The organism is Georhizobium sp. MAB10 (assembly GCF_045012825.1).
GTDB classification, from domain to species: domain Bacteria; phylum Pseudomonadota; class Alphaproteobacteria; order Rhizobiales; family Rhizobiaceae; genus Georhizobium; species Georhizobium profundi.
In genome coordinates this window covers 3,073,955-3,095,416 of sequence record NZ_CP118314.1, presented here as the reverse complement: position 1 = coordinate 3,095,416, position 21,462 = coordinate 3,073,955, and the positions used below count along the sequence as shown (strand labels likewise).

Annotated in this window: 18 protein-coding genes; 5 read left to right on the top strand and 13 right to left on the bottom strand. The window is 62.9% G+C overall.

What is annotated here, in order from left to right; translation table 11 throughout:
- The first annotated feature begins 2 nt into the window (after nt 1-2).
- Entirely contained in the window at nt 3-1,418 is a 1,416-nt protein-coding gene (locus PU133_RS14830) for an aminotransferase class I/II-fold pyridoxal phosphate-dependent enzyme (protein ID WP_404862310.1), read from the top strand.
- A gap of 80 nt (nt 1,419-1,498) precedes the next feature.
- On the opposite strand, the gene PU133_RS14825 is transcribed toward PU133_RS14830, so the two are convergent.
- From PU133_RS14825 to PU133_RS14770, 12 genes are all read right to left on the bottom strand, one after another.
- Nucleotides 1,499-2,575, bottom strand: coding sequence for a DUF475 domain-containing protein (locus tag PU133_RS14825; protein WP_404862309.1), 1,077 nt, complete (start codon nt 2,573-2,575; stop codon nt 1,499-1,501).
- A 96-nt stretch (nt 2,576-2,671) separates the two neighbouring features.
- Nucleotides 2,672-4,177 (bottom strand): tripartite tricarboxylate transporter permease, encoded by a 1,506-nt coding sequence (locus PU133_RS14820; RefSeq protein WP_404862308.1) that lies wholly within the window; start codon nt 4,175-4,177, stop codon nt 2,672-2,674.
- Between the two features lie 10 nt (nt 4,178-4,187).
- Nucleotides 4,188-4,688: a tripartite tricarboxylate transporter TctB family protein gene (locus tag PU133_RS14815; RefSeq protein WP_404862307.1), complete on the bottom strand. Its 501-nt coding sequence runs from the start codon at nt 4,686-4,688 to the stop codon at nt 4,188-4,190.
- A gap of 102 nt (nt 4,689-4,790) precedes the next feature.
- The gene (locus tag PU133_RS14810) at nt 4,791-5,774 is read right to left on the bottom strand and encodes a tripartite tricarboxylate transporter substrate-binding protein (RefSeq protein ID WP_404862306.1); all 984 of its coding nucleotides are present in this window, start codon (nt 5,772-5,774) and stop codon (nt 4,791-4,793) included.
- A gap of 188 nt (nt 5,775-5,962) precedes the next feature.
- Entirely contained in the window at nt 5,963-7,300 is a 1,338-nt protein-coding gene (locus PU133_RS14805) for a sigma-54-dependent transcriptional regulator (protein WP_404862305.1), read from the bottom strand.
- Nucleotides 7,297-9,141, bottom strand: coding sequence for an ATP-binding protein (locus PU133_RS14800; protein WP_404862304.1), 1,845 nt, complete (start codon nt 9,139-9,141; stop codon nt 7,297-7,299). Before PU133_RS14800 ends, PU133_RS14805 begins: the two co-directional genes overlap by 4 nt.
- A 115-nt stretch (nt 9,142-9,256) precedes the next feature.
- Nucleotides 9,257-11,104, bottom strand: coding sequence for an ABC transporter ATP-binding protein (locus tag PU133_RS14795; RefSeq protein ID WP_404862303.1), 1,848 nt, complete (start codon nt 11,102-11,104; stop codon nt 9,257-9,259).
- Between the two features lie 71 nt (nt 11,105-11,175).
- Complete coding sequence (locus tag PU133_RS14790) at nt 11,176-12,384, bottom strand: TonB family protein (RefSeq protein WP_404862302.1); 1,209 nt, start codon at nt 12,382-12,384, stop codon at nt 11,176-11,178.
- Entirely contained in the window at nt 12,381-12,776 is a 396-nt protein-coding gene (locus tag PU133_RS14785; RefSeq protein ID WP_404862301.1) for a biopolymer transporter ExbD, read from the bottom strand. Before PU133_RS14785 ends, PU133_RS14790 begins: the two co-directional genes overlap by 4 nt.
- Before the next feature lie 22 nt (nt 12,777-12,798).
- Nucleotides 12,799-13,182 (bottom strand): biopolymer transporter ExbD, encoded by a 384-nt coding sequence (locus PU133_RS14780; RefSeq protein WP_404862300.1) that lies wholly within the window; start codon nt 13,180-13,182, stop codon nt 12,799-12,801.
- Nucleotides 13,182-13,892 (bottom strand): MotA/TolQ/ExbB proton channel family protein, encoded by a 711-nt coding sequence (locus tag PU133_RS14775; RefSeq protein WP_404862299.1) that lies wholly within the window; start codon nt 13,890-13,892, stop codon nt 13,182-13,184. Before PU133_RS14775 ends, PU133_RS14780 begins: the two co-directional genes overlap by 1 nt.
- Before the next feature lie 16 nt (nt 13,893-13,908).
- On the bottom strand, nt 13,909-14,244 hold the full coding sequence (locus PU133_RS14770) for a hypothetical protein (RefSeq protein ID WP_404862298.1): 336 nt from the start codon (nt 14,242-14,244) through the stop codon (nt 13,909-13,911).
- A gap of 289 nt (nt 14,245-14,533) precedes the next feature.
- On the opposite strand from PU133_RS14770, the gene PU133_RS14765 reads away from it, so the two are divergent.
- Nucleotides 14,534-14,887 carry a PRC-barrel domain-containing protein gene (locus PU133_RS14765; RefSeq protein ID WP_126013397.1) on the top strand — a complete coding sequence of 118 codons (354 nt, stop codon included), beginning with the start codon at nt 14,534-14,536 and terminating at the stop codon, nt 14,885-14,887.
- Nucleotides 14,888-14,996: 109 nt separating this feature from the next.
- On the opposite strand, the gene PU133_RS14760 is transcribed toward PU133_RS14765, so the two are convergent.
- Entirely contained in the window at nt 14,997-16,520 is a 1,524-nt protein-coding gene (locus PU133_RS14760; RefSeq protein WP_404862297.1) for a helicase HerA domain-containing protein, read from the bottom strand.
- A 312-nt stretch (nt 16,521-16,832) separates the two neighbouring features.
- Here PU133_RS14760 and PU133_RS14755 point away from each other — a divergent pair, with 312 nt between their 5' ends.
- From PU133_RS14755 to glmS, 3 genes are all read left to right on the top strand, one after another.
- The gene (locus PU133_RS14755; RefSeq protein ID WP_404862296.1) at nt 16,833-17,993 is read left to right on the top strand and encodes a DegT/DnrJ/EryC1/StrS family aminotransferase; all 1,161 of its coding nucleotides are present in this window, start codon (nt 16,833-16,835) and stop codon (nt 17,991-17,993) included.
- A gap of 127 nt (nt 17,994-18,120) precedes the next feature.
- Entirely contained in the window at nt 18,121-19,479 is a 1,359-nt protein-coding gene (gene glmU, locus PU133_RS14750; protein ID WP_404862295.1) for a bifunctional UDP-N-acetylglucosamine diphosphorylase/glucosamine-1-phosphate N-acetyltransferase GlmU, read from the top strand.
- A 51-nt stretch (nt 19,480-19,530) separates the two neighbouring features.
- Nucleotides 19,531-21,357, top strand: a complete 1,827-nt coding sequence (gene glmS, locus PU133_RS14745; protein ID WP_404862294.1) for a glutamine--fructose-6-phosphate transaminase (isomerizing) — start codon at nt 19,531-19,533, stop codon at nt 21,355-21,357.
- Nucleotides 21,358-21,462: the final 105 nt, after the last annotated feature.

Genomic DNA, 21,462 nt, shown 5'->3' with positions numbered 1-21,462 from the left:
GAATGAGTGAAGACTCCAAGTCGGCGAACGGCACCGGAAACTCCACCGGTCGTGCCGTTCGCTCCAGTGTGCTCGATTACATGCGCAAGAGCAGCAGTGCGGCTGCACCCGACCGCTTCGACAGATCGACGAGGCGGGCGGCCGTCAGCCGCAGCCTGCGGGCGACGCCGGCCTTCGAGGATCTTCCGGAGTACAAGCAGGTCGTCGCCCAGCGCTCGGCAGGCGAGCAGCTCGGCATGGGCAATCCGTTCTACCGGGCGCATGAAGGATCGGCCGGCGCCACGACGCGCATCGACGGCCAGAACCTGATCAACTTCGCGTCCTACGATTATCTGGGGCTCAACCGTCATCCGAAGGTCATGGAAGCTGCCAAGGCTGCCATCGATCGCTATGCGATTTCTGCTTCTGCAAGCCGTCTCGTCGGGGGCGAGCGCCCGATCCACACGCAGCTGGAGCAGCAGATCGCCGGCATTTACGACGTGGAGGCGGCCGTTACCTTCGTCAGCGGCTATCTCACGAACGTTGCCGTGATCAGCGCTCTGCTTGGTCCGAACGATCTCGTCATCCATGACGAGCTGATCCACAACAGCGCCGTCTCCGGCATCCGCCTCTCGGGCGCCACGCGGCGGTTCTTCAAGCACAACGATCTGAAAAACCTCGAAGAGCTTCTGATGGCGACCGCCGGCGAATATCGCCGCACGATGGTCATCGTCGAAGGCGTCTATTCGATGGACGGCGATATTGCCGACCTTCCGGGTCTGGTGAAGCTGAAGCACGATTACGGCTTCTGGCTGATGGTCGACGAAGCGCATTCGCTGGGCGTCCTCGGCCAGCGCGGCTTCGGCACGATGGAGCATTTCGGCATTGCGCCGGAAGACGTAGACATTCGCATGGGAACGCTGTCCAAGACGACGTCGTCCTGCGGCGGCTACGTGGCCGGAACGAGCGCCCTCATCGATGTCCTCAAGGCGTCGGCCGGCGGCTTCGTCTATAGCGTCGGCCTGGCGCCGGTGCTCGCCGCCGCAGCCAGCGCGAGCCTGGAGGCGCTTTGCGACGAGCCGGAGCGTGTCGGAAAGCTCAAGCGGAATGGACAATACTTCGTGGAACAGGCGACCCGTATAGGCCTCGATACGGGCCTGAGCGTCGGCTATTCGGTCGTGCCGATCATGGTGGGCGACAGTGTGCGCGCCGCACGGCTATCCAACGATCTGATCGCCGATGGCGTGAACGTGCTTCCGATCATTCACCCTGCCGTTCCGGAAGGGCAGGCGCGTCTACGCTTCTTCATCACCAGCGACCATACGTTCGAGCAGCTCGACCATTCGATCGCCGTGACCGAGAAGCGCCTGCGCGAGCTGGAAGCAGCCAATTTTGGCGTCTCCTCCGTCGACTTCGCCGCTCTTTCCAAGTTCATTTAAAATTTTAGCTGACGCAATGAAAAGCCCGAGGCTGCGGTTGGCAGCCTCGGGCTTTGCTGTTCAGATATTTCTTTCGAGCGTCAGTGCGCGTGCGTCGCCGGTTCGACGTCGCTGCCCTCCACGCCGTGCTTGCGATTGTAGCGGATCGACGACCAGAGTGAGAGGCCGATGAGGGCTGCGCCGCCGAGGCCGGTGATCACTTCCGGAATGTGGGTCAGCGACTGCGCATACATGATCACCGAGAGGATCAGGATCGCGTAGAAGGCACCGTGCTCGAGATACCGGTACTGGGCAAGCGTTCCCTTTTCTACCAGCATGATGGTCATCGAACGTACATACATGGCGCCGATGCCAAGGCCGATGGCGATGATGAAGAGGTTGTTTGTCAGGGCGAATGCACCGATGACGCCATCGAACGAGAAGGATGCATCGAGCACTTCGAGGTACAGAAACGCGCCGAAGCCGCCCTTTGCTGCGCCTTCCAGCGCCGCCTGCTGCTGGTCGAGCACGTTACCGAGCACGTCGACCGCGAGGAACGTGACGAGACCGTAGATCGCCGACAGAACGAACGTGGCCGAATCCGCTTCATCCAGGAACGAAGCGAAGGTCAGCATCAGGATCAGGACGAAGGCGATTTCGACGCCCTTGATCGCTGCGAACTTGGAAACCCGCGACTCGATCGCGTGCACCCAGTGAATGTCCTTGTGCTCATCGAAGAAGTAGGTGAGCGCGACCATCATGAGGAAGGTGCCGCCGAAGGCTGCGATCGAGAGATGGGCCTCGCCCATGATGCGGGAGTATTCTTCTGGCTCGGCAATCGCCAGCTGGATTGCGGCCCAGGGACCGACATTCGCCGCTATGACGACGATCAGCAGCGGGAAGACGATGCGCATGCCGAAAACGGCGATCAGGATGCCCCAGGTGAGGAAGCGCTGCTGCCAGACGGGCGTCATTTCCTTCAGCTTGTTGGCGTTGACGATCGCGTTGTCGAAGGACAGCGAGATTTCCAGAACGGCCAGAACGACGCAGATGAAGAAGATGGAGAGCGTGCCGGAGATCGTCCCGGTGAAGTTCCACCCCACCCACGCGCCAAGTGCGAGACCCACGACGGTGACGATGAATGCCCAGGTGAAGTAGCTGTAACTGGATTTTTCCATGAGGAAGCCTTGGAGGTAGGGGTTGCCGCCGGGCGGCATGGTGCCGCACCTATACGCCGACGCGCGCCTGAAACAAGCGCGCGCCGATAAAAACCGTCAATCGTCTTCGACAAACACTTCTTCGCGCTTTTTGCGGACCGACGGCAGGACCGCGACGATGACGGCGGCAACCGCGCAGGCGAGAAGGACGGCAGAAATCGGACGTTCGACGAAGATCATCGGATCGCCGCGCGAGATGATCATGGCGCGACGCAGATGCTCCTCCAGAAGCGGGCCGAGCACGAAGCCCAACAGCAGCGGCGCGGGCTCGCACCCCAGTTTGACGAGCAGGTAGCCGATGAAGCCGAAGACGACGATTGCATAGACGTCGAAGACGTTGAGGTTGATCGAGTAGCAGCCGATGCAGGCAAACGCGATGATGGCCGGGAAGAGCACCTTGTAGGGGATTGTCAGGAGCTTCACCCAAAGGCCGATCAGCGGCAGGTTCAGCAGAACCAGCATCAGATTGCCGACCCACATCGACACGATGATGCCCCAGAACAGGATCGGCTCGTCGTTGATCACGTTCGGACCGGGTGTGATGCCCTGGATGATGAACGCGCCGATCATCAGCGCCATGACCGGATGCGCCGGAATGCCGAGCGTCAGCATGGGGATGAACGAGGTCTGCGCGCCGGCATTATTGGCCGATTCCGGGCCCGCAACACCCTCGATCGCGCCTTTGCCGAAGGTTTCGGGGTGCTTGGATACGCGCTTTTCGAGCGAGTAGGAGGCAAAGGACGACAGGACGTGGCCGCCGCCCGGCAGAATGCCGAGAACCGATCCGAGCGCGGTGCCGCGCAGCACCGGCGCGATGATGCGTTTGAAATCGTCCTTGGTCAGCCAGAGGTTCTCGACCTTCTTGACCAGAACTTCGCGCGTGGTCTCGTTCTCGAGATTGCGAAGGATCTCGGCGACGCCGAACACCCCGACTGCGACCGAGACGAAGTTGATGCCCGAATAAAGCTCGAAGAAGCCGAAGGTGAAGCGCGGCGTGCCGGTGTAGATGTCCTGGCCAACCATGCCAAGCAGCAGCCCCAGCACGATCATGGCGAGCGCCTTGAGCACGGAGCCATGGGCCAGAGCGATCGAGGCGAGAAGCCCGAGCACGATCAGAGAGAAATACTCCGGCGCCCCGAAATTCAACGCCGCGCGGGCGAGGGGTGGAGCAGCAACCGCTAGGATCAGCGTGGCCACCGTGCCGGCGAAGAACGAGCCAAGCGCTGCGGTGGCAAGCGCCGGACCGGCTCGCCCTTGCTTGGCCATCTCGTAGCCGTCGATCGCGGTGACGGCGGAAGAGGATTCGCCCGGCAGGTTGATCAGGATCGCCGTGGTCGATCCGCCATACTGAGCACCGTAATAGATGCCGGCGAGCATGATGAGCGCCGTGACCGGCTCGAACGAAAAGGTGATGGGCAACAGCATGGCGATCGTCGCTGTGGGTCCGATGCCCGGCAGAACGCCGACGAGCGTACCGAGCAACACGCCGACGAAACAGTAGAGCAGGTTCGTCGGGTCGAGGGCAGCGGAAAAGCCGATACCGAGATTGGCGAGAAGTTCCATCGGCTGATCCTCAGAGTGGTAGCCACGGGCCAAAGAGCGCGATCGGCACGCTGAGCCCGTAGATGAAGATTACAACGCAGAGAGCGGTGATGCTCGTCGCGAGAACAAGCGCGCTCAAAAGCGTGTTTCGGCGGCTGGCGAGGCTCGCCATCAGGAGCGCGACGAAGAGGCTCGGGACCAGGCCAAGGCCGCGAATGGTGAAGCCGAAAAAGGCGATGGCACCAAGCAGCAGCACCATCCCGCGCCATGGCACGATGCCGAATTCGGAAGGCTGCGCGTCACGCGCCATGCCTTTGACGACGATGGCGATGCCGAGGATGCACATGAGGCCGGCGAGCACGAGCGGGAAATATCCCGGTCCCATGCGAAGCGCTGTCCCGATCTGGTAGCCGGAGGCGGCATAACCGAACGCGATGCCGATCCCGATGAAGATCAGGCCGGACGCGATGTCATTGAAGGATTTCTGGTTGCCCATGGAGAGTCGTCGCTCCCTGTGGCGCGGAACGTTCATGTCCGCAGCCTGAGCCGCGCGAAGCGGCGGTCCTCGATCAAGAAGATGTCCGGGGCGCGCTTGGCGCACCCCGGGTCAGTTGTGTCTGCCGCTTGAGGCCGATTACTGCGCCATTTCGCCGGCAGCTTCGATGATCGGAGCCCAAAGGTCGATCTGCTCTGCGAGATAAGCTTCGTGTGCTTCCGGCGTTGCCTCTTCCAGCGAGACCGGCACGGTGCCGAGCTCGGCAAAGCGCGTGATGACGTTCTCGTCCTGAAGCGCCGTCTGAAGAGCAGCAGTCAGCTTCTCGATGACTTCCGGCGGCGTACCGGCCGGAGCGTAGAGGCCATGCCAGACACCGACCTGGAACTCATCGAGGCCAGCTTCAGCTGTTGTCGGCAGGTCCGGCAGTGCATCGAGGCGATCCGGCGTCGTGACGGCATAGCCCTTGACTTCGCCGCTGGTGATCTGGCCGGTCGTGTTGGTGGTCTGGTCGCACATGAAGTCGACCTGGCCGCCGAGAAGATCGGTCATGGCAGGACCCGTGCCCTGGTAGGGAACGGTCGTGACCTGCGTGTCGATGGCGCTCATGAAGAGCAGGCCGCAGAGGTGCGACGCAGCACCGATGCCGGCATTGGCGTAGGTGACGCTATCGGCATTTTCCTGAACGTAGGTGACGAGCTCTTCGAACGTATTCGGCTCGAAATCCTTGCGGGCGATGACGGTCATCGGGACGTTCGTGACGAGGCCGATCATCTCGAAATCTTCGAGCGGGTTGTAAGCGAGATCCGGGTAGAGCGTCGGCGCGGTCGACATGCCGATGTGGTGCATCAGGATCTGATAGCCATCGGCTGGCGCATTGGCCACCTGAGTGCCGGCCAGCGTACCGCCGGCTCCGGCGACGTTCTGGACGATGACCTGCTGACCGAGTTCAGCCGACATGGGCTCGGCGATCAGACGGGTAACGGTGTCGGTGGGGCCGCCGGCCGCGAAGGGCACGACGATGGTGACCGGGCTGGTCGGATAGTCAGCCTGCGCGAAAGCGATGCCGGCACTGACAGACGTCATTGCAGCCGCCGCCAGAAGAGCGGTCGTGAGTTTTTTCATGATTTCCTCCCAAACGATAGAGCCACTGACAGACCGCCAGTGGAGATCGTGGGTCATTAAGAGCGGCTCTTAACCCCGTGGCAACATATCAATGGGGCATCCCGCATGATTGGAAGCGGCGGGCGGTCCGAATGGGTGGAAATCGTAACATAGGGGCAGTGCCATGGGTCGTCGGCGACCCATCAGGATCAGTTCTGGTTGTGATCGCGTCGATCGAGGCCGTAGCGCTGCATCTTTTCGTAAAGCGTTTTGCGGGAGATCCCGAGTTCTTCATAGACCGGTTTGAGGGTGCCGCCATGGGCAGTGAGCAGGCTGGCGATCACGCCACGCTCGAATTCCGATACGCGCTCCGACAGCCGGTTGGAAACGGCAACTGGCTCGGCTTCCGTAGCGAGGCCAAGCCCGATGACGTAGCGTTCGGCCGCATTGCGCAACTCCCGCACATTGCCGGGCCAGAGCCTGTTCGATACCTCGCTCATGACGGAGGGCGGCACATCGATGTCTTCGCGCCGATGCCGTGCCGCCGCCTCGCGAACGAGCTGGAGAAAGAGCAGGGGCACGTCCTCCCGCCGCGATTGCAGCGATGGCACCCGCAGCGTCACGACATTCAGCCGATAGAGCAGGTCGGCCCGGAAGCGTCCGGCGGCGACGTCCTCGTCGAGTTCCGTCTTGCTGGTTGCCACGAAGCGCACATCGAGCGGCAGGGTCTCGTTGGAGCCGAGACGGCTGATCACACGGTCCTGAATGACGCGCAGAAGTTTTGCCTGCAGGCCGATCGGCATGGAGCCAATCTCATCCAGCAGCACCGTACCGCCACGCGCGTGCTCGAACTTGCCGTATCGCGCCCGCATGGCACCTGGAAACGCACCGGCCTCGTGGCCGAAGAGCTCGCTTTCGATCAGCGCTTCGGGCAGCGCGGCGCAATTGATCGCGATGAAGGGCTTGCCGGCACGGGACGAGAAATCATGCAGCGCGCGAGCCACCACCTCCTTGCCGCTGCCGGTCTCGCCGATGATCAGCACGTCGGCATCGGTAGCGGCAACGGCGCGCAGCCGATAACGCAGATCGATCATCACCTGGGTTCGGCCGGGCATGCGGGCTTCCACGTCGTCGCTTTTGCCGGCGACGGCGCGCAGCAGCCGGTTCTCGAGCACCAGCCGACGCCGGTCGATCGCGCGCGCTGCCACATCGGCGAGATGCTGGGACGTGAACGGCTTCTCGATGAAGTCATAGGCGCCTTCGCGCATCGCCCGCACCGCAAGCTGCACGTCGCCATGGCCGGTTGCCAGGATGACCGGAATATCCGGATCGATCTCGTGGATGCGACCCATCAGCGTCATTCCGTCCATGGCAGGCATGCGGATGTCGGTGATGACGATGCCATTGAAGCCTTGCGTCGCGAGTTCCAGCGCCGCCTCCGCATGGCCGAGGCTGCGAACCTGGAAGCCGGCAAGATCGAGCGACTGGGCGGCGGAGCGCCGGACTTCCTCCTCGTCGTCGATGAAAAGAACGAGCGGCGCCTTCATTCGGCCGCCTCGTTCAAAGTGAGCTCGGCGGCATCGAGCGCGATGGTGAAGACCGCGCCGCCTTCCTGATGACGCTCCACACTCAAGTTCCCGCCGAAGTCCTTGACGATGTTATAGGAAATCGAGAGCCCAAGACCGAGGCCCTTGCCTACGCCCTTGGTCGAGAAGAAGGGGTCGAACACGCGCCCGACAATGCCCTCCGGTACGCCGGGACCGCGGTCGCGGACAGTGATCAGCACCCGCGAACCGGAGCTGCGAGCCGTCAGATCTATGCGACGGTCGTCCAGCCCTTCGACGGCATCGGCCGCGTTGGAGATGATGTTGACCAGCACCTGCTGCAGCCTGACCGGACCGGCGCGGACGATGGGCGGTACCGGGCCGAGGTCGATGTGGATCTCCGCGTCTGCAGCCTTCAGCCGCCATGCGATGACTTCCATCGTGTCGGCGACCACCTGCTCGAGCGGAACGGCGCGCAGTTGCCGGTTCGGCATGCGCGCGAAATTGCGTAGATGCTTGCTGATCGAAGCCATACGCTCGGTGAGCTTGGAAATCCGGGCGATGTTGTCGCTCGCCTCGACGACCCGGCCGCGCTCGATCAGCACGGCGGCGTTGTCGGCATAGTTCCTGACCGCGGCAAGTGGCTGGTTGAACTCGTGCGAAAGGGCTGCCGACATCTGGCCGAGAGCCGCAAGCTTGCCGGCCTGCACGAGATCGGTCTGCGTCTGGCGCAATTGCTGCTCCGTCGCCCGGCGCTCGCTGACTTCCGTTTCGAGCTGCCGGTTGACGGCTGCAAGATCGGCGGTGCGTTCGGCGACCCTCTGCTCCAGCTGTTCGCGTGCGGCACTCTGCAGTCTCGTGCGCTCTTCAAGCCGTGCGCTGCGCTGCAGGATGAAGGCTGCCACAAGTGTTGCGAGCCCCAGCACCATCAGCGCAGCGGCGATGAGCGTGAGGGCTTGGGTGCGCGCTGATGTCGTGTCGAGAAGAACCCGCACGGTCCAGCCGGCTTCGTCCATCGGCTCACCGAGCATGAGAAATTCTTGGGAAGCGCGTGATCCGCCGATCGCGATCAACTGGTGTTCTTCAACCGAGCGTGCGCGGCGTATCGGTAGATCGGCAAGGTCCGCATCGGCATAGCGACGCGAAATCTGGGTGCGCTCGATGCGATCCGGCGTCAGAGGCTCCAACGCGGAATAAAGCCATTCCGGGCGGCTCGTCATGAAGACGATCTCTTCGGGATCGGTGACGATGATCTCGCTGTCGCCGCCGGCCCAGGTCGCCTCGATCATGTCGACATCGACCTTGAAGACGACGACGCCGCGCACCACGGCACCGATCCGGATCGGCGCGGAAAAGTAATAGCCCCGTTTCAGCGAAGTTGTGCCGAGCGCGAAGAACCGACCCTGCCGGCCCTCGACAGCCTCGGTGAAATAGGGGCGATAGGAGAAATTCTCTCCGACGAAGGAGACGTCTCCATCGAAATTGCTTGCCGCGATCGTCTCGCCATTCGGCAGCATGACATAGATGTCTGAGGAGTTCAGCAGCGCGTTGATGCGCTTGAGATAGGCGTTGCCGCGGTCTCGAAGCGCTTGATTGTCGGCATCGATCACCATCGCCTGAATGATCGGATAGTCAGCCACGACCGAGGGCAGCGCCTCATAGCGTCTGAGATGACCGCGAAGCGCCGCAACCGCGAGCCGCAAGGTGGTCTGGGCCCGGGTCTCGGCTTCGTCCAGATAGGCGCGCTGGGCGAGAGGTGAGCCAAGCGCCACGATCAGCGCGGCGAGGATGGCAAACGACGCCCCAAGCAACAGCCAGCGCTGCAACGGTGACACGACTTTCACTGCTTGGCCCATCCTGATCGGGCCGCTGTCATGTGTCGACCCCAGCGGCACTATACCCAAGCGCGGGGCTCGCACAACAAATCCACGCGGCAGATCAGTCCCTTGGGCTGCGCCGTCAGGACCGTGCCACCTTCGATATGTCCTCGACGGTCGCGCTTTCACGCGGCGCCTCGCCGGTCTGGATGCTCCACAGCGTGCGGTAGAGGCCCGGCTGGCGGATCAGCTCGGCATGGGTGCCGGATTGGGTGAGGCGGCCCTGTTCCATCACGTGGATCGTGTCCGCATGGACGACGGTAGACAGACGATGGGCGACGAGAATGACGGTGCGCTGACCACGCATTTTAGCGAGCGAGCGCTGGATCGCGGCTTCCGTCTCGTTGTCGACGGCGCTGGTTGCCTCATCAAGGATGAGAATGCGCGGGTCGAGCAGAAGGGCGCGCGCCAGCGCGATACGCTGACGCTGGCCGCCGGAAAGCTTCTGGCCGTATTCGCCGATCGAGGTGTCGTAGCCATCGGGCAGGGCGCTGATGAAGCTGTCTGCCTCCGCAAGCCGGGCCGCCGCAATCACCTCGTCACGGCTTGCGTCAGGGCGTCCATAGGCGATGTTGTCTGCCACCGAGCCGGCAAACAGCGTCACTTCCTGCGGCACCCAAGCCATCGAGCGCCGTAGCGCCTTGATTGTCCAGCGATCGAGCGTGACGTCGTCGAGCGCGATGGAGCCCGACTGAGGATCAAGGAACCGACCGATCAGCTTGATCAGTGTGGACTTCCCGCCGCCGGTCGGACCGACGAGCGCAACCGTGTGGCCTGCTGGAATGTCGAGGTCAATCCCATTGACGCCGCCATTGCTCGTCTCATAGCGGAACGCGACGTCCTTCAGGGCGAAGCGGCCGTCGACGGCAACGTCATGGGTGCCCTCGTCCTTGGCGATCGGCTCGTTGAGCAGGCTCAGAATGCGCCGCGTCGATGCCATCGCGCGCTCGTAGAGATCGACGACTTCGGCCAGGCCGGTCATTGGCCACAGCAGCCGCTGCGTGAGGAAGACGAGAAGGCCGTAAGCGCCGACTTCCATCGTGCCGTTCAGCGTCATCCAGCCGCCGATGAGAAACGTCGCCAGGAAGCCTGACAGGATTGCCATGCGGATGATCGGGATGAAGGCGGACGAGATACGGATCGCGGCACGGTTGGCGGTCAGATAGCCGACGCTTTCCTGCGACAGCGCCTCCGTTTCGCGCTCTTCGGCACCGAAGGCGCGGATGGTGGCGAGGCCCTGTAGATTGGTCGTCAGCTTCGCGCCGAGCTGGCCGGCCCGCGCGCGCACCGTGTCGTAGCGGGTCTGGGCACGCTTCTGAAACCAGAACGCGCCGAAGATGATCGCCGGGACCGGCAGAAAGGCAACGACCGCGATGAGCGGCGAGACGATGAAGAAGACCGTGCCGACGAGGATGACGGCGGCAAAGGTCTGAATCAGCGTGTTGGCGCCACCGTCGAGAAACCGCTCGAGCTGGTTGATGTCGTCGTTGAGGATGGTGACGAGGTTGCCGGAGCGCTGCTCCTCGAAGAAGCGCGTCGGCAGATACTGTGCGTGGTTGTAGCAAAGGATGCGCAAGCGGTGCTGCACGTCCTGCGCCAGCCCGCGCCAGAGAACCTGGTAGATATATTCGAACAGCGACTCGCCGAACCAGATGAGGAACGTTGCTATGCCGAGCGCGATCAGCTGATCGGTCGGGTCGCTCAAGCCGAGTTGCGCCACGAAGGACGCCTCGCCACGCACCACGACGTCGAGCGCGATGCCGATGAGGATCTCTGGCATCACGTCGAAAATCTTGTTGATGATCGAGGAGGCGGTCGCCATGACCACGCGGCGGCGTTCGTCGCGGATCAGGCGAAAGAGCACCACAAGCGGATGGCCGCGCGTCAGATCGGCATTGTCGAGGTGGATGCGAGGCGGACGGTCGGCCATGGTCAGGGATCTTCGCCAGAATTATGTCGGATGGGGCATGCGGGAAAATGGAGCGTCGAGCTATAGGCGGCTCAGCGCGTGAATGCCAGCGGCACCGTGAAAGGCCATGAGGAGCGGCCTGCCGCCTGAGGAATCTGCGGGAAGGGCGCGGCCCGCTGCACTGTTTCGATGGCTGCCTGATCGAGCACTGGCGAGCCCGAACTGCGCACGACGGAAATGCCGCTGACACCGCCGCCTGCCGCAATGGTGAAGCTCACATGCACTTCGCCGGTGAGGCGGTCCCGCCGGGCAGCTGCCGGGTAGCGCAGCGCGCGCCTGAGCCTTGTCACCACCTGGCCTGGATAGTTGGAGACTGCAGCATTGCCGGCGGCTTGCGCCTGGGCACTGGCCTGTGACCCTTGCGTGGCCGCGCCCGATTGCGCCTGGCCATCGCTGGTGCCCTGGCGCTGCTGTGCCTGTTGCTGGCCCTGATTGCCCTGCGGTTGTGGCGCCGGGCGAGCCGGCTCCGCGACCTGGCGCGGCGGTGGCGGGGGCGTATAGGCGGGACGGGGCGTCGGGATCGGCGCATTTGCAATGGGGTCCGGCAGCGGCTCGATCGTCTCTGCACTTTCGATCGGCGCCTCTTCGGGCGCGCTTTCGGCTTCCAGCGGCTCCGGCTCCACCGGCACCGTTTCCTGCTCGACCGTTTCGGAAGGCTCGGGCTCGATCGGTGCCGGCTCTTCGGCAACGACGATGCCATCAGTCGAAGGAACAATCTCCTCGACCGGTGCTTCCGGCAGAGTCTCTGCCTCGGCCTCTGGCGTTTCCACAGGCGCTTGCTGCGGCGTGATGGGCTGTTCTGCCGTTTCCACCGGCTCGACGGGAGCGGTCTCCACAGGCTCGGGCGTAACTTCGCCCACCAATTCCGCGTCTTCGAACGCATTGCCGATCATCGAAACCGAAATGGGGCCACCCCCAGCGATCTGAATATCCGGCGTCCGGTTCATGAAGGCAACCGTTGCCCCCAGATGGATGGCGACGGAGGCGAGAAGGGCAATCGTCTGAAGCGTCAGGCCGGCGCTCTGGCGTCCTCGTGCAATGAGTGGAATGTCCGCTGGGTCGATAGCATCCGCCTCGGCGGTCGATGTCGAAGGCAGCGATCCATGGGCATCGGCAAGCCCCTCGATCAATGTCGCCCTTTCGCTGGAAGGGACAAAATCGATCGGCTCGAAGTCGCTGCCGCCGGCGGGAGGCTCGGCATCATACGCCATCAGGTCGATAAGGGGCTGGGTGCGGCTCATGGCGCGGCGCGCTCCGTCATGACGGTCACGGTTTCGACGCCGAGCGCGCGCAAGCCGCTGGCGATCTCGATCAGGTCAGATGCGGGCAACGCCCGATCGACGAGCAGCTTCGGCCTATCCGCAGCATTCTCGCCGTCGGTGTATTCGGCAGCCCAGGTCTCGAGCGTTACCGGTTGGCCGCGATACCAGAGCGATCCATCGGCGCGGATCGCGAGCGTGTCGGCCGGTGCCGTCCGTTCTGCTTCGCTCGTGCTGATCATCGAGACTTCCTGGTCGATGGGCGGCGTCAGCGATCCGGCGACCAGAAAGAAGATGAGCATGAGAAACACCACGTTGATGAGCGTGATGGTGTTCTCGGGCGCTGTCTTCTTCTTGGGGGCGGGCAGTTTCATTGCTTCGTTCCGATCGCCATCGTCATTGCGCGACGCTCAAGGGGATGGCGCTTGCGCCGCGGATCGCCTCGATGGCGCTTATCAATTCCTGCGACTGCGCCTCGCCGCGCACCAGGAGCACGGCTGATTCCGCACCGCTTTCTTCGAGCCGCGCGACCTCTGCGGCGACGCTCGCAATATCGGCATGGGCAAGGCCATTGACGCTCCACCCGTCATCCGCCAACCGCACCAGCACGTCCGGCGTGCCGGACGAGCCGGTCGTTGCCTGCGCGCCCGTCAACTCCACCTCGGCGAACCGGGTGAAGGTCGAGGACAGCATGAAGAACAACAGCAGCAGGAAGATCACGTCGATCAGCGACGTAAGCGACAGCCGTCTTGCTCTTCGGACTGAGGCCTGGACGCGCATCAGTAGGCAGCGCTCCGCGCGTCTACGGTGGCGGCGAAATCACGATGCTGCTCGCTCTCATGCCCATCGCGCAGTCCGAGCGCGCGTGACGACAGAAACGCACCGGTGAGCGTCTCGACAGCAACGCGCTCGTTTTCGACCCGGGATTCGAACCAGGTGAGAAGCAGCGAGACCGGCATTGCGACCGCAAGACCGACAGCCGTCGTCAGAAGCGCGACCCAGATGCCGCCAGCGAGAATGGACGGATCGACGGCATTGCCGGCGCCCTGCAGGCTCTGGAAAGCCTCGATCATGCCGAGAACCGTCCCAAAAAGGCCGAGCAGCGGGGCAATCTGCGCAATGGCATCCATCGCACGAAAGCCCCGCTGCAGCTTGTGCAGGCGGTCGACCGCGATGCGGCTGACTTCTTCCTCGACCGCCGCTTTGGACACCGAGCGCCGCACGGATAGCCGCATGGCGGTGACCATGGTTTCGGAGACGAGCGAACGGTCGTTTGCTACGGCAGCTTCCGCGCCGCGATAGTCTCTCTGGCTCCAAAGCTCGATCGCCTTGCGGGCCCGTCCGTGTGCCCCGACCCGCTCGCGGGCGAACTGCACGAACTTCATCAGGATCAGCGCAAGCGCAAACACCGAAAGGACGAGCAGGACGCCGACGACCCAGCCGCCGAGTTCGAGAAAATTGGCGATGATGTCGATGATCTGGTTGATCACGCTGTGCCCTCCGGCGTCAGTTGGACAATTCGATGTCGGACCGGCTCGAGGCCGCGAGTGAGACGATGCAGGCGTCTTCGCTGAGGTCATCGCTCTCGCAGGTCGCCACATCGTTCACGAGCACGCGCGACAGCGAGGAACAGGCCGCTCCTCCAATGTTGAACTGACGAACGCGCGTGCGACCTGCGGGAACGTCCTGAAAGTCGAGCACTGTCATGCGCTCCACCAGGCCTCCACCGTTGAAGAACACCATTTGATACGAAGCCTTCGAGATATCGCTGCCGAGCCCGCTTTCGACGACGAACGTCATCATGCAGCCGTTCTCCGTCTCGGCGGTGGCGTTCAATTCCATGGATAAGCCTTGGGGCTCCGGAGCCGTCTGCGCTTGCGCGGGCACGGCGAGAAGGGCGCAAAAGACGGATAGAAGGAAAGGAGCTGCGCTATTCATGAAGATCTCGAGTTCGGTGGGTCCGGAAGTTTCCGACCGCTTAGCAGCACCCAGACATAATAGTCTACTAAAAAACTCACCTTTAAGTAGGTTCACGCGAAAAGTCGGCGGCAAATGTTGCGTGAAGCCAAATTGAGGAACCTCGGATTCGCCGTCGCGTTTCCCCTGCATCCAAAAAAGGGAGTGCAGAACGATGAACGTCTCTTCTGAAAATATCCGCGCGACACGCGTTGAAGGCACCGAAGTCCGTAACAGTGCGGGCGAGCACCTTGGCAGCGTCAACGATCTCGTCATCGGAAAGCGGGACGGCAAAGTGAAGTATGCCATCATGTCGTTCGGTGGCTTCCTCGGGATCGGTGAGGAATATCACCCGCTGCCATGGGAGAAGCTCACCTATGATGAGCGCCAGGGAAGCTATGTAGTTGATCTTTCCAAGGATCAGCTTGAAGGCGCACCGCGCTACGCGCGTGAACGCGAGTTCGACTGGGGCGATACCGAAAGCACCCGCCGCATCAACGACTATTACGGCGTTCCGCCATACATCTGATCTTCGAACATAGCCGGCTCTGAGGCGACATCAGAGAGGAAACCACCTTGGCGGGCCACATCGGCCCGCCCTTTTCGTTTCTACACGCCATGTTGGTTGGAGTAAGAGCTTAGGCTGCGGATAGTGAAACCGGGTTCGCTTCCGGGCCATCGGCCGCGCCGGGACCGGTTTCGCAGCCGAGATCCGGGAAGGCCACGATCCGCTTGCCGGCGAAATCCGTCCGCACCACCGTCAGCCCGCGCTCTTCGAAATAGTCCAGCAGCCGGCGCGCTCGGCGCGTGGAATGGGTGCCGTAGGCCCGTGCCAGCGTCGCATCCGACGGGCAGGCGGCACCCGTGAGCGCTGCCTTGGCGACCAGAATGAAAACCGCCTGAACATCGTCCGGCAGGGATTCCGCGAGATTGATGACCTGCCTCCAGTCGTCGCTCGCCGCCATTTCCGCATCGATGCCGACGCGGGCGAGTGCAAAGCGCCGCCGGAAGACAGCGAGAGTGACTGCCGGCCCGGGAAGCCTTGCGATACGGGCCCGCACGAGAAAATCCTGGTACAGCTCGCCGTCGCTCCGGAAAGCGGCGTCGGGATCGGCGACGATGGCCGTCAGCAGCCCGTCGATCATCCGGTCGCGCTCGAAAGCCGCCGTTTCCGTCTCGGCTTCGCTCAGCTCCTCCTCGTCCTCCTCCTGCGCGCCGGCCGGAGCGGCCTTGGCGAGTTCGGCCAGGATATCAGTCGTGGGTCGCGGCGGCGGCGCGGTTCGGCGCGTCATCACGACCGGCTCGGCTGGACCCGGCGTAAAGATCAAATCGCGCGCTTCCTCCGGTGCTGGCGCGTCGGGCAGGGGCGTCAATTTCGGGCTGGTCGAGCGGGCCTCGGTCTCGACCCGTCCGATCGCGATCGGCAGCGGACGACGTGAAAGCGCCGGGCCAAGCGCCACGAATTTTCCGCGCTTCAGGTCTCTGAACATTTCCGCCTGGCGCCTGTCCATGCCGAGCAGGTCGGCAGCGCGTGCCATGTCGATGTCGAGAAAGGTGCGGCCCATCAGGAAGTTGGATGCTTCGGCGGCGACGTTCTTGGCAAGCTTAGCGAGACGCTGCGTCGCGATCACACCGGCAAGCCCACGCTTTCGGCCACGGCACATGAGATTAGTCATGGCGCCGAGCGAAGCGCGTCGCGCATCTTCGGCCACGTCGCCCGCTGCCGCCGGTGCAAAGAGCTGGGCCTCGTCGACCACCACGAGGACAGGGTACCAGTAGTCGCGCTCGGCATCGAACAGGCCGTTCAGGAACGTCGCAGCCGACCGCATCTGCTGGTCCGCCTCGATCCCTTCGAGATTGAGGACGCAGGAAACACGGTGCTGACGGATGCGCGCGGCGATGCGCAGCAATTCCTGTTCCGAGCGGGCCGCATCCACCACCACATGGCCGAACCGGTCGGCCAGCGTGACGAAGTCACCTTCAGGATCGATGATGCACTGCTGCACCCAAGGCGCACTCTGCTCCAAGAGCCGCCGCAGAAGGTGCGACTTGCCGGAGCCGGAATTGCCCTGAACGAGAAGACGCGTCGCGAGCAACTCTTCGAGATCGAGCAAGGCCGGCTTGTTCTCGCCTGTCTCTCCCATGTCGATGTCGACGCGCATTTGGTCTCCCGGATGTCAGCCAAGCCGTCTACCTAGCATCTCGAAGCCCGGTCATTCGCCCCTCGTGGCGCAAAACCCACAGATGTTTGGCGTCGGGTCGCGATCACGCGCCATGAACTGACCCAATCTCTCGTGCATGGCGCGCAGGTGGGGGCGGGTTGTTGCACGGGTGATTCTGTGGCAGTCATCGACCCGATCGGCTGCGTACCGCGCCGGGTTCCCCCGCACATCATCGCCTGTCCGCGATTGGACAGCATTAGCGCGTATCCGGTATTGCGATGCCGGTCGCCTCAATTGCATGAAAGGCCAGTCATGTCGGAACAACCCATTCCATTCATCGATCTCGCAGCCCAGCAGGCCGTGATTCGTCCGAAGATCGACGCTGCAATTGCGCGTGTCCTCGATCACGGCCAGTACATCATGGGCCCCGAAGTCGCCGAATTGGAAAAACAATTGGCCGAATTCTGCGGCGCGACCCATGCCATCGCCTGCTCCAACGGCACCGATGCTTTGGCTCTCGGTCTGATGGCGAAAGACGTGCGTCCCGGCGACGCGATCTTCTGCCCAAGCTTCACCTTCGCCGCCACCGGCGAAGTCGTCGCCTGGCTCGGCGCGACCCCTTATTTCGTCGATATCCTCGAAGACACCTACAACATGGATCCGGAAAGCCTGAGCCAGGCGATCCTGGACGCCAAGGCTGCCGGCCATCGCCCCGTCGGCATCATCCCGGTCGACCTGTTCGGCCAAGCTGCCGACTACGATCGGATCGAGCCGATTGCCGAGGAAAATGCCCTCTGGATCATGTGCGACACCGCTCAAGGGTTTGGTGCGACCTACAAGGGCCGCGTCACCGGTTCGATCGGCCATATCGCCACGACCAGTTTCTTTCCCGCCAAGCCGCTCGGCGGCTACGGCGATGGCGGCGCCATCTTCGTCGGCGACGACGAACTGGCCAAGATCATCCGGTCGCTGGTCAACCACGGCTATGGCAGCGAGCGCTATGACAATGTCCGCATCGGCATGAATGGCCGGCTGGATTCGATCCAGGCCGCCATCCTGATCGAGAAGCTCGCGCTATTCCCCGGCGAAATCGAGGCGCGAGACAGGGTCGCGAAGCGCTACAGCGATGGACTTTCAGACGTCGTCGTCACGCCTGTCGTCATGGAAGACACGCGGTCCACCTGGGCGCAGTACACGATCAGGGCGCCCGGTCGGGATCGCTCCAGCATTCTTGACGCGCTCAAGGCGAAAGGCATTCCCACGGCAATCTATTATCCGAAGCCGATGCACGTGCAGACTGCGTACCAGCATTACCCCAAGGCGGGTGGTGCGCTGCCGGTCTGCGACAGGCTTGCAGCCGAGGTCTTCAGCCTTCCCATGCACGCCTATCTCGACGAGGCGACGCAGGATCGCATCATCGATGCGGTGCGAACCGTAGTTCCCACAATTGTAAAGAGTGCAGCCGCCCGTTAATCGGGAATTGGTCATGCTGCGTCGAGAGAGGCCGACAGATGCCGGTGTTTGCTTTTTGGCAAGCCCGGCACGCTAGGCAGGCAGTCGATCGGCTTTTTCGAGGGGCTTTCAGGGACAAGGATCGACTATGAGCGGCAGATCATGCTTGGCGGTGGTTCTGGCAGCGGGCGAAGGCACGCGGATGCGCTCCGACCTGCCGAAGGTGCTGCACGAGGTGGCCGGTCTTCCGATGGTCGGCCATGTGGCCGAGGCCGCAAGGCAGGCCGGCGTCGATCGCCTCGCGGTGGTGGTCGGCCGGGGCGCCGAAGCGGTCTCGGCGGCACTGAGCACCCATGACGTGGCGACACATCTTCAGACGGAGCGGCTCGGAACGGGCCATGCGGTGCTTGCCGCCCGCGATACGATCGCGCTTGGCTTCGATGATGTGCTGGTGCTCTTCGGCGATACGCCGCTGCTTTCGACCGAGACGATCGAACGTGCCCGGAGTGCGTTGGCATCAGGCGCCGATATCGCGGTCGTCGGCTTCCATGCCGCGGATCCGACCGGTTATGGGCGGCTGATCGTCGAAGGCGAGACGGTGTCCGCCATCCGCGAGCACAAGGACGCAAGCCCCGAAGAGCGAAAGATCACGCTCTGCAATGGCGGCGTCATGGCGATCTCGGGCCACCGGATACTCGGATGGCTTGACCGGATCGGCAACGACAATGCCAAGCGCGAATATTATCTGACCGACATCGTTGCGATCGCCGTTGCCGATGGCGCGCGCGTGAATGTTGTCGAGGCACCCGCCGAAGACCTCATGGGTGCCAACACCCGTGTCGAACTGGCCGAGCTTGAAGCTGCCTGGCAGCGCCGCCGACGCCGCGAACTGATGCTGTCCGGCGTGACGATGCAGGCGCCCGAAACGGTGTTCCTCGCCTATGATACCGCGATCGAACCCGATGCATTCCTGGAGCCGAACGTCGTCTTCGGGCCCGGTGTCACGATCGGGGCGGGCAGCGTCATCCGCGCATTCTCCCACCTGGAAGGCGCGACGGTTGCCGCCGATTGCGAAATCGGTCCATTTGCGCGGTTGCGGCCGGGCGCGGACCTTTCCGAAAAGGCCAAGGTCGGCAATTTCTGCGAAGTGAAGAAGGCCAAGGTCGGCAAGGGCGCCAAGATCAATCACCTGACCTATATCGGCGACGCCGAGATCGGCGCGAAATCCAACATCGGCGCCGGTACGATCACCTGCAATTACGACGGCATCAACAAGCACCTGACGTCGATCGGCGCCGGTGTCTTCGTTGGTTCCAATACGTCGCTGGTTGCTCCGGTCGCGATCGGAGACGGTGCCTATATCGCATCGGGCAGCGTCATCACCGAAAACGTATCGGCCGATGCGCTGGCTCTAGGGCGCGCACGCCAGACCGAAAAGCCGGGCCGGGCAGCCGATATCCGTGCCCGCAACGAAGCAGTGAAGGCGGGACGATCCGCCGGCAAGTGAAGAGCGGCTCCGGTCGCACCTTTGAAGATTGAGATAGCGGGGACAGCCAGCATGTGCGGAATCATTGGAATCATCGGCACCGAGAGCGTGGCGCCGCGCATGGTCGATGCGCTGAAGCGGCTTGAATATCGCGGCTATGATTCCGCCGGGGTTGCGACGCTCGAAGACGGCAAGCTCGATCGCCGCCGTGCCGAAGGCAAGCTCGTCAATCTGGAAAAGGTGCTGGCCGGCAATCCGCTCGGCGGTACGATCGGCATCGGCCATACGCGCTGGGCGACCCATGGCGCGCCGACCGAAAATAACGCGCACCCGCATTTCGTGGGCGGCGTCGCCGTCGTGCACAATGGCATCATCGAGAATTTCGCAGCGCTTCGCAGCGAGTTGCGTGCCAAGGGCATCACCTTTCACTCCGAGACCGACACCGAAACGGTCGCCGCGCTTATTTCGACGCTGATCGTGGAGGGCGCTGACGCTGTCTCGGCCATGCGCGAGGCGGTGAAGCGCTTCGAAGGCGCTTATGCGATTGCCGTGATGGTCGAAGGCGAGGGCGGCATGCTGTTGGCGGCCCGCCATGGACCACCGCTCGCCATCGGTCACGGCAATGGCGAGATGTTCCTGGGCTCCGATTCCGTAGCGCTGGCGCCTTTCACCGACCGCATCACCTATCTGGAGGACGGCGACTGGGCGGTCGTGACCGCTGATACCGCCACCATCTACGATCGGAGCGGCGCGACTGTCACGCGTATGGAAACCCGGTCGCAGGTCATGGCGAGTGCGGTCGATCGCGGCAATCACCGCCACTTCATGGAAAAGGAAATCTACGAGCAGCCGGAAGCGATCAGCCGGACGATGAGCCGCTACATCGATTTTGCCGAGCTGAAGAGCAAGCCGATCGATGGCTCGATCGACTTTTCGGCCATCGATCGCCTTACCATGTCGGCCTGCGGCACCGCGTATTATGCCGGCGTAGTCGGCAAATACTGGTTTGAGCGTTATGCTCGCCTGCCGGTGGAAATCGATATTGCGTCGGAATTCCGGTACCGCGAAATGCCGCTCGGCCCGCGCGACGCGGCGATGTTCATTTCCCAGTCCGGCGAAACCGCCGACACGCTCGCCTCACTGCGCTACTGCAAGGATAATGGGCTGCCGATCGGCGCCGTGGTCAATGTGCAAGAATCCACAATCGCCCGCGAAGCCAATGCAATCTTTCCGACGCTTGCGGGCATCGAGGTCGGCGTCGCATCAACCAAGGCGTTCACGGCGCAGCTTACCGTTCTCGCCTCGCTCTCCATCATCGCCGGCCGGCAACGCGGCACGATTGATGACGCGCGCGAAGCCGAGCTCTGTCAGGCTTTGGTCGAGATTCCCGGGCTCATGACCAAAGCGTTGAATGAAATTCAGCCCCAGATCGAGAAGCTGGCGCAGGAACTGTCCCATTATAAGCATGTGCTCTATCTCGGCCGCGGCACCTCCTTTCCGCTCGCCATGGAAGGAGCCCTGAAGCTCAAGGAAATCTCCTATATTCATGCCGAGGGTTATGCAGCCGGCGAGCTGAAGCACGGACCAATCGCGCTGATCGACGAGAAGATGCCTGTTATCGTCATCGCTCCCTATGATGCCGTGTTCGCCAAGACCGTTTCCAACATGCAGGAAGTCGCGGCGCGCGGCGGGCGTATCATTCTGATCACCGACGCCGAAGGTGCGGCCGCGGCAGACATGGAGACGATGGCGACGCTTATCGTGCCGAAGGTTCCGGAGATCGCAGCTCCGATCGTCTACTCCGCACCGATCCAGCTGCTCGCCTATCACACCGCCGTATTCATGGGCACGGATGTCGACCAGCCGCGCAATTTGGCCAAGTCGGTCACCGTCGAATAATCGACTCGCATACGAATCGTGGGGCGCAACGCCCCGCGATTCTCGGCCGTTCAGGGCCCTTGTCGGCCCCTCACGCGGTTGCAGACCGTTCCAATTTCCCTTTTT

Excerpts from the sequence above, each read along its gene's own strand:
- glmU (WP_404862295.1), top strand. The coding sequence starts at position 18,121 with ATGAGCGGCAGATCATGCTTGGCGGTGGTTCTGGCAGCGGGCGAAGGC.
- PU133_RS14805 (WP_404862305.1), bottom strand. The coding sequence starts at position 7,300 with ATGAAGGCGCCGCTCGTTCTTTTCATCGACGACGAGGAGGAAGTCCGG.
- PU133_RS14760 (WP_404862297.1), bottom strand. The coding sequence starts at position 16,520 with ATGCGCGTCGACATCGACATGGGAGAGACAGGCGAGAACAAGCCGGCC.
- PU133_RS14765 (WP_126013397.1), top strand. The coding sequence starts at position 14,534 with ATGAACGTCTCTTCTGAAAATATCCGCGCGACACGCGTTGAAGGCACC.
- PU133_RS14815 (WP_404862307.1), bottom strand. The coding sequence starts at position 4,688 with ATGAACGTTCCGCGCCACAGGGAGCGACGACTCTCCATGGGCAACCAG.
- PU133_RS14825 (WP_404862309.1), bottom strand. The coding sequence starts at position 2,575 with ATGGAAAAATCCAGTTACAGCTACTTCACCTGGGCATTCATCGTCACC.
- PU133_RS14810 (WP_404862306.1), bottom strand. The coding sequence starts at position 5,774 with ATGAAAAAACTCACGACCGCTCTTCTGGCGGCGGCTGCAATGACGTCT.
- PU133_RS14785 (WP_404862301.1), bottom strand. The coding sequence starts at position 12,776 with ATGAAACTGCCCGCCCCCAAGAAGAAGACAGCGCCCGAGAACACCATC.
- glmS (WP_404862294.1), top strand. The coding sequence starts at position 19,531 with ATGTGCGGAATCATTGGAATCATCGGCACCGAGAGCGTGGCGCCGCGC.
- PU133_RS14755 (WP_404862296.1), top strand. The coding sequence starts at position 16,833 with ATGTCGGAACAACCCATTCCATTCATCGATCTCGCAGCCCAGCAGGCC.
- PU133_RS14830 (WP_404862310.1), top strand. The coding sequence starts at position 3 with ATGAGTGAAGACTCCAAGTCGGCGAACGGCACCGGAAACTCCACCGGT.
- PU133_RS14770 (WP_404862298.1), bottom strand. The coding sequence starts at position 14,244 with ATGGAATTGAACGCCACCGCCGAGACGGAGAACGGCTGCATGATGACG.
- PU133_RS14820 (WP_404862308.1), bottom strand. The coding sequence starts at position 4,177 with ATGGAACTTCTCGCCAATCTCGGTATCGGCTTTTCCGCTGCCCTCGAC.
- PU133_RS14790 (WP_404862302.1), bottom strand. The coding sequence starts at position 12,384 with ATGAGCCGCACCCAGCCCCTTATCGACCTGATGGCGTATGATGCCGAG.
- PU133_RS14795 (WP_404862303.1), bottom strand. The coding sequence starts at position 11,104 with ATGGCCGACCGTCCGCCTCGCATCCACCTCGACAATGCCGATCTGACG.
- PU133_RS14780 (WP_404862300.1), bottom strand. The coding sequence starts at position 13,182 with ATGCGCGTCCAGGCCTCAGTCCGAAGAGCAAGACGGCTGTCGCTTACG.